Origin of the sequence: Bifidobacterium sp. MSTE12, from assembly GCF_000513015.1 — a bacterium.
Classification (GTDB): Bacteria; Actinomycetota; Actinomycetes; order Actinomycetales; family Bifidobacteriaceae; genus Bifidobacterium; species Bifidobacterium dentium.
This window is the reverse complement of record NZ_AZYA01000034.1, coordinates 177,439-190,240: the sequence shown is the minus strand read 5'-3', so window position 1 is coordinate 190,240 and position 12,802 is coordinate 177,439. Positions and strand designations below refer to the sequence as shown.

General features: G+C 59.2%; 10 protein-coding genes. 5 read left to right on the top strand and 5 right to left on the bottom strand.

Translation table 11 applies throughout. From position 1 onward, the window contains the following. Positions 1-7: 7 nt before the first annotated feature. The 4 genes from HMPREF1494_RS07425 to HMPREF1494_RS07410 all read right to left on the bottom strand — a co-directional run bounded on the left by HMPREF1494_RS07425 (position 8) and on the right by HMPREF1494_RS07410 (position 5,400). The gene (locus HMPREF1494_RS07425; protein ID WP_034521587.1) at positions 8-745 is read right to left on the bottom strand and encodes a hypothetical protein; all 738 of its coding nucleotides are present in this window, start codon (positions 743-745) and stop codon (positions 8-10) included. Between the two features lie 32 nt (positions 746-777). Further along, positions 778-3,387, bottom strand: a complete 2,610-nt coding sequence (gene pheT / locus HMPREF1494_RS07420) for a phenylalanine--tRNA ligase subunit beta (RefSeq protein ID WP_129879844.1) — start codon at positions 3,385-3,387, stop codon at positions 778-780. A gap of 7 nt (positions 3,388-3,394) precedes the next feature. After that, a complete protein-coding gene (gene pheS / locus HMPREF1494_RS07415) occupies positions 3,395-4,462 on the bottom strand; it encodes a phenylalanine--tRNA ligase subunit alpha (RefSeq protein ID WP_034521581.1) in 1,068 nt (355 codons plus the stop codon). Between the two features lie 65 nt (positions 4,463-4,527). Continuing rightward, positions 4,528-5,400 carry a TrmH family RNA methyltransferase gene (locus HMPREF1494_RS07410; protein WP_003839872.1) on the bottom strand — a complete coding sequence of 291 codons (873 nt, stop codon included), beginning with the start codon at positions 5,398-5,400 and terminating at the stop codon, positions 4,528-4,530. Positions 5,401-5,591: 191 nt separating this feature from the next. On the opposite strand from HMPREF1494_RS07410, the gene HMPREF1494_RS07405 reads away from it, so the two are divergent. Continuing rightward, a complete protein-coding gene (locus HMPREF1494_RS07405) occupies positions 5,592-7,313 on the top strand; it encodes an FtsX-like permease family protein (RefSeq protein WP_034521578.1) in 1,722 nt (573 codons plus the stop codon). 11 nt (positions 7,314-7,324) lie between these two features. Further along, positions 7,325-8,008, top strand: a complete 684-nt coding sequence (locus HMPREF1494_RS07400) for an ABC transporter ATP-binding protein (RefSeq protein ID WP_003839868.1) — start codon at positions 7,325-7,327, stop codon at positions 8,006-8,008. 6 nt (positions 8,009-8,014) lie between these two features. On the opposite strand, the gene HMPREF1494_RS07395 is transcribed toward HMPREF1494_RS07400, so the two are convergent. Next, entirely contained in the window at positions 8,015-9,382 is a 1,368-nt protein-coding gene (locus tag HMPREF1494_RS07395) for a dipeptidase (RefSeq protein ID WP_034521575.1), read from the bottom strand. Between the two features lie 123 nt (positions 9,383-9,505). On the opposite strand from HMPREF1494_RS07395, the gene HMPREF1494_RS07390 reads away from it, so the two are divergent. From HMPREF1494_RS07390 to HMPREF1494_RS07380, 3 genes are all read left to right on the top strand, one after another. Beyond that, positions 9,506-10,105, top strand: coding sequence for a DUF3043 domain-containing protein (locus HMPREF1494_RS07390; RefSeq protein ID WP_003839865.1), 600 nt, complete (start codon positions 9,506-9,508; stop codon positions 10,103-10,105). Positions 10,106-10,210: 105 nt separating this feature from the next. Then, positions 10,211-11,692 (top strand): dihydrolipoyl dehydrogenase family protein, encoded by a 1,482-nt coding sequence (locus tag HMPREF1494_RS07385; protein ID WP_003839863.1) that lies wholly within the window; start codon positions 10,211-10,213, stop codon positions 11,690-11,692. Between the two features lie 108 nt (positions 11,693-11,800). Continuing rightward, positions 11,801-12,583 (top strand): DUF4191 domain-containing protein, encoded by a 783-nt coding sequence (locus tag HMPREF1494_RS07380; RefSeq protein WP_034521572.1) that lies wholly within the window; start codon positions 11,801-11,803, stop codon positions 12,581-12,583. The last annotated feature ends 219 nt before the right edge of the window (positions 12,584-12,802 follow it).

Below are 12,802 nucleotides of genomic sequence, written 5' to 3'. Positions count from 1 at the left end.
GCAACGGTCAGGCAGACAGCGAACCGGATTCCGACGAGCCTGAACCGCCGCCAAGCATATGCTGCAGCAGCTGATCATAAAGCTCGGTGGAAGAGATGCCGTGCACAGCCATCCAGATCACGCCGATGGTGTAGAGCACGTTGATTACCAATGCGGCTACGCCCAGCCAGAATCCTTTCATGTGGAAGGTCTTGGTACGCCACATGGCCACGCCGCCCATCAGTGCGGGCACCACCGGTACCGGCAGAAGGATGGTGAACACCAGCGAAAGAATCGCATAGGAATCCCAATGCCCATACAGCGGGTTCTGATTGGGATCGTTCAGATCGATGTTGCCCCGCATTCGCGGCTGCCGTCCGCTCGGCGCCTGTTGATCGTACTGCTGCTGCGGGTTACCGTTCCAGCCATAGGGATTGTTCTGATACGGATTCTGGTTCTGGTACGGATTGCCCGGCTGGCCGCCATACTGCTGCGAATACGGATAGCCTGCGGGAGTAGGTTGTTGAGGCTGCCGAGCCTCGGCGCCCTGCTGGTTGGAGGAATTCGTCTCGATTTCCGGCGCACCATAGACGTAGGGATTGTATCCGGAAGGGTATTGGTTGGCCATTGCACCATATTCCGGCTGGGCATACTGTCCGTATTGAGGCGTGTTCGAACCTTCGGAAGACGACGAAACCGGAGCGGCACCGGCCGTCCCCTGACGTTCATCGGGATTGTTCGGCTGATATTGCTCCGGTTCGTTCATCGTTATCCTCTTATCTATCGTTGCTCGAAACGTCAGGCGCGCAACTGTGCGCCCAATTTGCTTGCCTCGTCAACAATACGCTTGCGAATCGCCTCACTGTCTTCGGAAGTCAGCGTCTTATCCGGAGCGCGGAATGTGACTGCATAGGCCAGGGACTTCACGCCTTCGCCCAGTTGGTCGCCGGTAAACACGTCGAACAGCTTGATGTCTTCAAGACTATCGCCTGCGGCCTCGGCGATGACCTGCTGCAACGCGGCGGCGGTGACATCGTTCGGCACGGTGAAGGCCAGATCCTGCTTGACCGGAGGGAAGGTGGAAATCGGCTTGGCCTGCACCGGCTTGCCACTTAGGGTGGCGAACAACGCAGTCAGGTCAAGTTCGAAAGCCGCGGAATGCGCAGGCAAGCCCAGCGCTTCGTTCACATGCGGATGCAGTTCGCCGACCATACCGACAAAAGCATCGCCGGCCATCACGCGAGCGGCACGGCCCGGATGCCATTGCGCCGGAACATCCTCGGCCTTCGGCTGATCCAACGTAAGGCCAGCGCCAATACGATCGGAAATACGGTGCACGGCTTCAACGGCATCGCTCCAATCCACCGCACGACGTTCACCCAACCAACCGGCGTCGACGGCATTGCCGGTCAGGATGCCCGCGACATGCATCGGCTGATCCGGTAGGCCTGCATCGAGCGCCGCCAACTGTTCGTCGGTCGGACGCACCGCGCCGGGCAACGCCGGGATGGCCGGCGCGTTCGGATCCCACAGATACACATGGCCGATTTCATACAGCGACACGTTCTCCACACCACGACGCAGATTGCGCTGTACGGTCTGGGCCAAAGTCGGCATGATGGCGCGGCGCAGGAACGGGCGGTCGCCGGCAAGCGGATTGGCGATCTCGACGCTGACCTTCTTGATCTCATCCTTGTCGTAGGCGAAGTACTTGTAGTCTTCGTCGCCCACGAACGGGTAGCTCAACGTCTCGACCATGCCGTATTCCGCAAGCTCGTCGGCAATCTGGCGCTTACGCAGCTGTTCGGCAGTCAGTCCGACCTTACCTTCGACGGGAGCCGGCGGCACGGTGACAGGAATTTCATCGTAGCCAACCAGACGCGCCACTTCCTCCACCAGGTCGCACGGCTCATTGAGATCCGGACGCCAACTCGGCGCGGTTACGGAAAATTCGCCATTGCCGCCACCTGCGACGGAGCAGCCAATGTCGGTCAGAATGCCGCTGATGGTGTTCACGTCAGTGTCGAGACCCGCCACGCGAGCCACCTCGGTGGCTTTGAAATGGATGGTGCGCGCAGGGGTGACGGTGTTGACATCGGTGGGATGTTCGCTCGGCTCACCATTGCCGTACTTGACCATGAGCTCGGCGGCCATCTGTGCGGCTGCCGGTTGCAGCTGATCGTCCACGCCACGTTCAAAACGGCGGGACGCCTCGGATGGAATCTTGTGGCGACGTGCGGAACGTGCGATCGACACCTGATCGAAATGCGCGGATTCAAGCAGGATGTTCTTGGTCTCGGCGGTCACCTCACCGTATAGGCCACCCATCACGCCGGCGATGCCGAGGATGCGTGAGCCATGCTCGCCATTGGGCGAATCGGTGATAAGCAGATCTTCCACGCTCAGGTCATGCTTCTTGCCGTCCAGCGTGGTCAGGGTCTCACCCTCGACAGCACGCCGAACCACGATCGGGCCTTCGATTTTGTCGAGATCGTAGGCGTGCATCGGCTGACCGAGGTCGAGCATCACGTAGTTGGTGACGTCCACAGCCAAGGAGATGGAGCGCATGCCCGCACGGGTCAGGCGACGGCGCATCCAATTCGGAGTGTGGCTTGCAGGGTCGAAGCCATGCACCGCACGAGCGTAGTATCGGTCGCAACCAATTACGCCGTGAATCGGGTTGTTGTCTTCGACGATCACCTCGATGTCGGTCTTCGTGCCCTCCGGCAGGCCTTGGGTGACCGGCGCCTTTCCGTTCAATGCCACTGCCGGATCGACATAGGCCGCTCCGGTGGAGTGGTGATATTCACGGGCCACGCCGCGGTAGGAGAACGCATAACCGCGATCCGGGGTGATGTTGATCTCCAGCAACGGCTCGTCCAAGTGCAGCAGGTGCATGGCGTCGTCGCCCGGCTTGAGTGCCTCGTACTCCTCCGGGGTGAAGCCGTACTTGCGAAGCAGGATGATACCGTCATGATTGTCGCCGAGGCCCAGTTCTCGCTCGGAGGCGCACATGCCGTTGGAGATGTGGCCGTAAGTCTTGCGCGGTTCGATCTTGAAATCGCCCGGCAGCACTGCACCCGGCAGAGTCACGACGACCTTCTCGCCCGCGGCCATGTTCGGCGCACCGCAGATGATGCCGCGCGGCACTTTGTTGCCGTTCTCGTCGGTCTCGTTATATTCGTCGCCGACGTCGACGTGGCACCAGTTGATGATCTTGCCGTTCTTCTGTGGTTCCGGAGTGGCGTCAACCACGTAGCCGACCACGATGGGCCCGACGAGCTGGGATGTATGAATCTCCTCCTCTTCGAGACCGACCTTCACCAGATCCTTGGCAAGCTGTTCATAGGTAAGGCCTTCCGGAACCTCGACGTGGTCCTTAAGCCAATCAATATCTACCATTGGCATGGGTCAATCACTCCCCCATCACAAACTGTTCGCTGAATCGCACGTCACCTTCGACCAGGTCGTGCATGTCATTGATGTCATGGCGCAGCAGCAACGTACGCTCCACGCCGACGCCGAAGGCAAAGCCCGTATAGACTTCCGGGTCGAAGCCGGCGGACTTGAGCACGTTCGGGTTGACCATACCGCAGCCACCCCATTCGAGCCAGCCCGCGCCACCCTTCTTGTCGGGGAACCACAGGTCGAGTTCGGCGCTCGGCTCGGTGAATGGGAAGTAGCTCGGACGCAGGCGGGTCTTGGCTTCGGGACCGAACATGGCCACGGCAAGCTTGTCAAGCACGCCCTTCAAATCAGCCATCGTCAGATGCTTGTCAACGGCGAGGGCCTCGACCTGATGGAACACAGGGGTGTGGGTGGCGTCAAGCTCATCGGTGCGGAACACACGGCCCGGGCAAGCGATGTACAGCGGCACGCCGCGGGTGAGAAGACCTCGTACCTGGTCGGAGGAGGTCTGAGTGCGCAGCACCATGTTGGAACCGACGAATCCAGCGGCATCCTTGGCCTGGTTGCCCTTGACATAGAAGGTATCCTGCATCTGGCGCGCCGGATGGTCCGGACCAAAATTCAGGGCGTCGAAGTCATACCACTCGGTCTCAACCTCCGGACCGTCGGAAATCTGCCAGCCCATGGAGATGAAGAAGTCCTCGACGTCTTCCATCAGCTTCGGCAACGGATGACGCGCGCCAAGCGGCTTGCGGTTGACGGGCAGGGTCATATCCACGGTTTCGGAAGCCAGCGCACGGGCCTCCTCCTCGGCCTTGACCTGCTGCTCCTTGGTGCCGTACGCACGACCGAAGTCAGCGCGCAGTTTACCCATGACCTTGCCGGCTTCCTTCTTCTGATCCTTCGGTAGCGCACCGATGGCCTTGCTGGCCTGCGTCATCGCGGAATCCGCGCCGGCGTATTGCGTCTTGATGGCTTTCAATTCCTCCATACTGGAGGCGTTTTCGATTTTCGCGATGCCCTCGGCAACCGCATCGGTCACCGCTTGGGCGTCGAACACCGCACCTTCTGCCACGAGATACCTTTCTAATTTCCCGTTTGTTTTACGCGAAAAACGCGCAATTTCAACGTTTTCCGACTTCACATTCTTTCAACATGACTCGACATAGCCAAGCTCAGCAGCATCACCGCCGCGCTGGTGCCGAGGTTCAGGGACTCCGCCTTGCCGTAAATCGGAATCGACACGATTCGGTCGGTCCGATCCAGCACTTCGCGAGTAAGTCCTCGCGCCTCATTGCCGAAGATCATCGTCTTGGCACCGGCCAGCGTGGATGGCTCGGCAAGCACATCGGTCAGCGGTTCCGGGGGCCTGGAGTCCGTGCCGTACACATCCGCCGCGTATATGGCGAGATTCCGCTCGTCGCACCAAGCGAAAAACGCCTCCGTACCCATGGTGAGTACCGGCAGATGGAACAATGAGCCCGCAGTGGAGCGAATCACCTTCGGGTTGAAGATGTCCACGCATTCGTCGACGAACACCACGGCCGCACAGCCGGCGGCATCCGCAGAACGGATCACGGTTCCTGCGTTGCCCGGATCGCGAACCTGCCAGAACGCAGCGACCATGGCATTGTCGCCAAAGGATTCCACGTTTCCGGCGGCGTCCAGAAATCCTTGCATGTCGGCCACGGCGAGCACGCCTTGCGCATCGGAGCTCATATGCCGCATCACCGCATGCGTCACCTTGTGGACATAGGCACCGGCCTGCATGGCCTTGCCTGCCATCTGCGCCACCGTATCGGTCAGGAACGGAGCGTCGGGTTCGGTGCCGATCGCCTCCACATACAGATCCCGCACGATGTCGGGATGCCAGGTCAGCAGCTCGCGTACCGATTGAGGCCCCTCCACCAGGAAGCGGCCGGCACGTTTTCGCCCCTTGCGCTCCGCAAGTTCGGCGACGCGTCGGATGCGTTCCGCCTTGGGATTCGCGATGACTTCGGTTTTAATAGGCATACGCGTTAGCCTAACACCATTGTTCCGCCGTACACCCCGTCATGTCGTATTGAGATTCAGTAAACATTCAGATTCGTTTCAGATTGCACCAAGTGTTCTTTACGCCATACGCCAAGATACGGTTTTTATCATCGGTTCATCGCCGATCGCGACGGCGTATCGTACAGCATCTTCGGCATCAAGGGATCATCATGTTCGTCGTAAAGAACGCATGGCAAAGCGTGACCAGAAACAAAGGCCGCAACATACTGATCATTGTGATCGTAACCATCATCGCCGCCGCGGCGACCATCGGCCTGTCCATTCGGCAGGCGGCGACGACCGCCCGCAACAGCGGGTTGGAGAACACGACCATCACCGCACAGATCAGTCTTGACCGCAATAAGCTCATCAGTGAATCGAAGTCCGACTCCAGCAGTTCCGACGGCAAGCCGGACTTTGACGCGATGCGTAGCGCATTGGCCGACAAGCAACTCTCGCTCAGCGACTATCAGAAATACGCCAAGGCCTCATCTTCCGTGAAATCCACGTACTATACCGAAACCGTGGGGCTTGCCGCAACCGATGATTTCCAGCCGGTCACCGATTCGACCAGTTCATCGAATTCCTCCGATTCGAGCGATTCCAGCTCATCTTCCAGCGATAGCAGCCAACCCCAAGGCAACGGCGGCCCCGGTGGAGGTGACCAGCCGGGTGGCGGAGACAGCAACGGCACCACTGCCGTCAGCGGCGATTTCTCGCTGGTCGGCTTCTCCTCCGACGAAGCGGTCTCCAATGCGTCGAACGGTAGTTTCACCATGGTTGACGGTAAGGTCTTCGGTTACGACGAAAGCAGCGACGGGAACGTGATCATCTCCAAGTCGTTCGCGGATTTCAACAATCTTTCCGTGGGCGATACCATCAGCGTGACCAACCCCAACGATTCGAGCACCACCTACAAGCTGACCATCGTCGGCATCTACAAGAACTCCACCGATTCCAATCAGGCCATGGGCGGTCCGATGGCCTCCACCGCCTCCGATCCGGCGAACGCCATCTACACTTCGGTCTCCACGCTCAAGTCGCTCGGCCTCGATGCGGATTCCAACGCGTCGAGTGATTCCGATACGTCCACGTCCACGACCCAGCTGAACTATACCTACGTCTTCGCCAGCAAATCCGATTACGAGACCTTTGCCAAGGATGCGAAGAAGGCCGGGCTGAGCAGTGACTACACCGTATCGTCCGCCGACGTGGAGAACTATGAATCCAGCTTGGTACCGCTCGACAACCTATCGAAGTTCGCACTGACGTTGCTCATCGTGGTGCTTGCCGTCGGTGGTGTGGTACTGGTGGTCATCACCTTGCTGAACGTCCGTGAACGCAAATATGAGATCGGCGTGCTGACGGCCATCGGCGTGAACAAGGTCAAAGTGGCCGCACAGTTCACCTTGGAGCTGCTGATCGTCACGATGATCGGTCTTGCCTTGGGCGCTGGCATCGGCGCGGCAGCCTCCGTACCGGTCTCCAACCAGCTGCTGTCGAGTCAGATCGCGCAACAGCAGTCGCAGCAGGCCAGCCAACGTGAGCAGTTCGGACGCGACATGCAGGGTACGGACCCCAACGGCGCCGGATCCTCCTCGGATTCCACGGACGGGAATTCCTCCGCCTCGACCGATTCCTCCAGCAAGTCGGGCTCTGGCGACACCAGTTCCTCCGGTGCCACCAATGACGCCAAACAACCGCAGGGCGGTCCGGGCGGCATGATGAACCAGGCCGCGAACTACGTCTCCTCCATCAACGCCACCGCCAATCTGGCCGTGGTCGGGCAATTGCTGTTGGTCGGCATCGGCCTGACATTGGTCGCCGCGCTCGTGGCAGTCATCTTCGTCCTGCGCTACGAACCGCTGCAGATCCTCGCCGACCGTTCCTGAAAGGACCCATCATGACTGACAATACGACGACCACGGCAATCCTCAAGCTCGATGACGTCAGCTACGCCTATACCAAAGGCGGCAAAAAGGTGCTGAAGAACATCAGCCACGAGTTTCGTGCAGGTACGGTGCACGCCATCACCGGGCCATCCGGCGCCGGCAAGACCACGATGCTGTCGTTGATCTCGGGACTGACCAATCCCACGGAGGGCCAGGTCCTCTACAACGGTAACGACCTGGCGAAACAGGACCGTTACCGCTACCGCAGCCACGACATCGGCGTGATTTTCCAAAGCTTCAATCTGCTGCCGAATCTCACCGTCGCCGAGAACATCATCCTGTCATTGGACGCTTCCGGCAAAACCTTCGACAAATCAAAGAAGGAGATGGTGCTTGATTTGCTTAAGCAGGTGCATCTGCCTAAGGAGTACGCGAACGAACGGATTCTGCACCTGTCGGGTGGCGAACAACAGCGCGTCGCCATCGCTAGGGCGCTAAGCTACAATCCCTCCATCATCGTGGCGGATGAGCCGACCGGTAATCTCGACCTCGCCACGCAGGATGACATCATGGGCATCTTCCGCGCACTGGCCCATGACGATGGCCGTTGCGTGATCATCGTGACGCACAGCCCTGAAGTGTCCACGGCCTCCGACGAGGTTTTCGAACTCGCCCCGATTCGTCGGAGGCCGTGACCGTCGCTATCTGGAGAGTTTGTCGAGCAGCAGGGCCTCGGTGATCACGTTGTTCTTCAGACCCGGCAGGCTGATGGACTCGTTCGGGCTGTGCGCATTGGCCTTCGGATCCTCCGGTCCGGTGACGAGCACCTGGGCGTTCGGGAAGATGCGCTGCAATTCCGGAATGAACGGGATGGAACCGCCCTCGCCCTTGTTGACCGGCGCCACACCGAAGGCCTGTTCCATGGCTTCCATGGCATCCTTGGTGGCTTCGGCATCGGGGTCCATGGCCCATCCCATGCCGTTGTCAAGTCTGTCGACCCACACTTCGGCACCGAACGGGGCATGTTCGACCATGAATTCGGCAAGTGCCTCCTGGGCCTCCTGAGGACGCTGGTTCGGTGCGGTGCGCAGACTCAGACGGAACGTGGTCTCCGGGGAAATCACATTGAAGGACCCTTCGACCGGGTGAGCGTCGAAGCCAATCACGGTGACGCTCGGCTTGGTCCACAGACGTGCCGCAAGCGAACCGGTTCCGGCCAGACGGTAGGAATCGACGATACCGGCATCCGCGCGTACGGTGGTCTCGTCAAGGTCGCGCTGCAAGCCTCCGATCGGCTCTTCCGCGGCGACGCCCGGCACCGCGAGATCGCCATGTTCGTCATACATGGAGGCGATCAGCATGGCCGCAAGCGTGTTCGCATCCAGAATCGGTCCACCATACTGGCCGGAGTGCACCGGATGCTCAAGGGCCTTGACGTGCACGTCGATATCGGTGTTGCCACGCAACGAGGTGGTCAGCGACGGGATTTCGGCGGACCAGTTGCCTGAATCGGCCACGATGATCACATCGGACCTGAATTCGTCACGATGCTCTTCGATGAATGGGATGAAACTCGGCGAGCCCATCTCCTCCTCGCCTTCGATGAACACCTTGACATTGACCTTCAGATCGTCGCCGAGCGCCTTGAGCGCACCGGAATGAATGGCTATGCCACCGCCATCATCGGCGGCTCCACGGCCATACAGTCGCGTACCAATCTGCGTGCCGACGAATGGATCGGTATCCCAAGCACCTTCGTCGGGCACCGGTTGTACGTCATGATGTGCATACAGCAACACGGTCGGAGCATGCTCGTCAACGATCTTCGAGCCGATGACCTCCCACGCACCTGGTGTGCCATCGGGATTATGGGACTGCACCACCTTTGCGTCAACGCCGACCTTTTTCAGCTCCTCGGCCACGAATTCGGCGGAACGCCTCATATGTTCGGCGGTGATGCCTTTCGCGGAGATCGACTGCAATGCGATCTTCCGATTGAGCACGTCGACGATGCGATCCCAATCACCCTCCACACGTGCACGGATGTCATCGGCAAGTAATGCTGCCATGATTCTCCTTAATATTGATCGAGTACGGCCAATGCAAGCCATTGTATCCACAATCCCATTCGGCGTTCCGCGGCTTCGAGGCATACCGCCGAGGCGTCGATACGTCACCCTACCCTCATAGACATGAGTTTGTTTAAGAAGGAAGACAAGGCCCAAGAGCCTGTCGAACAGAAGGCGCAGGAGCCTACCGCCGGCAAAGGCCGCCCGACTCCGAAACGCAAGGATGCCCAGGCGCAGAATCTCCGCCCGCTGGTTCCCAAGGATCGCGATGCCAGCCGCAAGGCCGCAAAGGCACGTATGCGCGAACGTGAGAACGCCGAATACGAGGCCATGCAGACCGGTGACGTGAATCACATGCCGAAGGCCGAGCGTCTGCCATGGCGTATCTACATTCGCGATTATGTCGACGCCCGATTCAACCTCGGCGAGTTCTTCATCCCGGTCGCCTTCGTTATTCTGGTCGTCTCCATCTTCGTGACCTACAAGTGGCCTACCCTAGCTTTGCCGCTGATGGTGCTGATGTACGTGTATCTGTTCGCCGTAATCATCGACATTGCGATCATGTGGCGCAAGCTCAAGAAGAAACTCATCGAAAAGTACGGTGAGAAATCCGTGGCCAGGGGCATGCGTTCCGCCTCCTATGCGTGGAGCCGTGCCATCCAGATACGTCGTTGGCGTCTGCCGAAGCCGCGTTATGCCAAGCGTGGCCATTGGCCGGAATGATGCCTCACATGCATATGTATTGCCGTCAGCTAAGCTGACGGCTTTTTATTAGCATAGGATCAGTTGTTTTTCCACGGCTTTCGAGCCATGACATCAAGGATTGATATGGCACAGGAACATTTCGATATCGCGATTATCGGCGGCGGTCCGGGCGGCTATTCCACGGCGTTACGTGCCGCGGAGCTCGGCAAATCGGTGGTGCTGATCGAACGCGACGCCACACTGGGCGGCACCTGCCTGAATCGAGGTTGCATTCCTTCGAAGACGCTACTCACCGCCACGCATGCCGTGGAGAATATGCGTCACGCCAAGGCGATGGGTATCAACGTGTCAGTGGAGAGCATTGATTTCGGCAAACTGCGCACGTTCCGCACGCAGACCGTGGACACCATGACCAAGGGATTGGCGGGATTGCTGGCACATCGCGGCGTCACCATCGTACGCGGAGAGGCCGTAATGCAGCCTTGCGGAAGCGTACATGTCACGCCGGTCGAAGGTCTTGGCCACATATTGCGATTCGTGAAGGCAGGCGTCGGCGAACCTATCGATGGCGAACTGGAGATCGTTGCCGAAGACATCGTGATCGCCACCGGTTCACGGCCGTCGCCGCTGCCGGACAATCCATTCGCCGGCGCATTGATAGATTCCACACAGGCATTGGAACTGGATACCTTCCCCTCAAGCGCTGTGATCATCGGTGCCGGAGCCGTGGCGCTGGAATTCGCCTCCATGTGGCGTACGGCCGGCTGCGACGTGACGTTGCTGATTCGCAAAGACCGGGTGCTCTCCGCATGGGAGCGCCGCACATCGGCGACGTTGACTCGCGAGCTGAAGCGGCGTGGCGTGAACATCATCACGCACAGCCATGTGACCCATGTGGAAACCGGTGCCAATCTGGGCGCGACCGTGCACTATACGAGGGAAGGATCCGAAGCGGACATGAGCGCCTACGGCGAGGTCGTACTCGCCGCCATTGGACGCATACCGAATACCGACGCAGACTGGTTCGAGGCCTGCAAGCTGGAACGTGACGCCCGGGGATTTATCGGCATCGATGCATTTGGCCGCACCAATCTCGACCATGTGTGGGCTTTGGGTGACATCACCTCCGGCCATTCCTTAGCGCACCGTGCCTTTGAGCAGGGCATCGTCATCGCGGAGAAGATCGCCGGGCTCGATCCGAAACCGGTTGACGACGACACGATTCCGCAAGTCGTATTCTCCTTCCCCGAAGCGGCATGCGTGGGCTTGAGCCTTGATGAGGCACGGGCACGGAAGGACGTGGTCAATGCCCAGGAAACCGTGTATCCGATGCTGTCGAATTCACGTATGCTGATGAGCGGCTCGGGCGGGTCGCTATCCATTGTCAGCGGTGCCTATGCGGACAATCCCGAGGTGCCGCTGGTGCTGGGCGCACATATCGTAAGTCCCATCGCCAGCGATCTGATCGCGGAGGCCGAGCAGTTGGTGGGCAATCATGTGCCATTGCATGATGCGGCCCGCCTGATTCACCCTCATCCGACATTCAGCGAAACGTTTGGCGAAGCGTTGCTCAAGGCGGATGGCAGGCCTCTTCATACCCGTTGACCGGCGTGGGAGGGCCGGCGGCCCCGCAGCCGATGCTTACACTACGGCATAGCACCTGATAGACTACTGTTCCAGTGTGTTCAACCACGTAACCAAGTGAGGAAATTGATGGCAGACAAAGAAGAGCCAAAGAAGAAGCAGAACACAATCAAACAGATCATTCAGATCTTCAAATACACCTACTCGGAAGACAAGACACTCCCCTGGCTGTGCGGAAGCGTGTTCGTGGCACCGGTCATCGTGTTCATCGTGCTTGGCATCGTGTTCAAATGGTCGGTTATCGGCTGGATCACCTCAATGATCCTTGCCATCATGATCGGCCTGCTGTTCGCCACCATGATGCTCACCAATCGTGCCGACAAGGTCGGCTATGCCAAGCTCGAAGGGCGTCCCGGCGCCGCCATCAGCGTTCTCGGCAACGTCAGCAAGGCGGGTTTCAACTTCCCGCAGGAGCCGGTGTGGGTCGATCCGAAGACCAAGGATGCCATTTGGCGTGGCACCGGCTATAACGGCATCTACCTGCTTGGCGAAGGCGATTACGGCCGTGTGACGCGCGCCATGGATCGCCAGGAGCACAACATCAAGGGCGTGACCGCCGGTTCCGAAATCCCGGTCTATCGAATCTGCGTAGGCAAGGGGCCGAAGCAGGTCAGCCTGAAGAATCTGCGCAAGACCGTGCTCAAGTGCAAGTCCTATGAGCCGACGCATCACAAGAACAAGCTGATTGCGGCCATCCATCCGAGGCGTCGCTTCATGCTCACCAGGACCGAATTGAATGTTCTGAACGAACGTCTGCGTACTTTGCAGATGAAGAACGGCATGAACATCCCGAAGGGCATCGATCCGACGCGCCCACAGAGGATCAGCCGTCGCGCCATGCGTGGCCGCTGACGGTACATGCATGCGAACGCACTAGGAATCCCCGATCTGATTCGTCAGATCGGGGATTTTCAATTGTTGCGTCGATTCATCGTCCCAGACGTTCGATCCGTCCATAACATGAACGGATCCCCACCGTTGCATTTCGTCCCGCGAAACGTCGCAACCCCTATTTTTCGCGCAATCATGGAGGGAATACGTCATCTCGAAACATTCTCGTAACCCAAGTGG

What these genes read in the sequence shown, in the direction of transcription:
- pheT (WP_129879844.1), bottom strand. Translation starts at nt 3,387, where the DNA reads ATGCCAATGGTAGATATTGATTGGCTTAAGGACCACGTCGAGGTTCCG.
- HMPREF1494_RS07385 (WP_003839863.1), top strand. Translation starts at nt 10,211, where the DNA reads ATGGCACAGGAACATTTCGATATCGCGATTATCGGCGGCGGTCCGGGC.
- HMPREF1494_RS07425 (WP_034521587.1), bottom strand. Translation starts at nt 745, where the DNA reads ATGAACGAACCGGAGCAATATCAGCCGAACAATCCCGATGAACGTCAG.
- HMPREF1494_RS07395 (WP_034521575.1), bottom strand. Translation starts at nt 9,382, where the DNA reads ATGGCAGCATTACTTGCCGATGACATCCGTGCACGTGTGGAGGGTGAT.
- HMPREF1494_RS07405 (WP_034521578.1), top strand. Translation starts at nt 5,592, where the DNA reads ATGTTCGTCGTAAAGAACGCATGGCAAAGCGTGACCAGAAACAAAGGC.
- HMPREF1494_RS07380 (WP_034521572.1), top strand. Translation starts at nt 11,801, where the DNA reads ATGGCAGACAAAGAAGAGCCAAAGAAGAAGCAGAACACAATCAAACAG.
- HMPREF1494_RS07410 (WP_003839872.1), bottom strand. Translation starts at nt 5,400, where the DNA reads ATGCCTATTAAAACCGAAGTCATCGCGAATCCCAAGGCGGAACGCATC.
- HMPREF1494_RS07400 (WP_003839868.1), top strand. Translation starts at nt 7,325, where the DNA reads ATGACTGACAATACGACGACCACGGCAATCCTCAAGCTCGATGACGTC.
- HMPREF1494_RS07390 (WP_003839865.1), top strand. Translation starts at nt 9,506, where the DNA reads ATGAGTTTGTTTAAGAAGGAAGACAAGGCCCAAGAGCCTGTCGAACAG.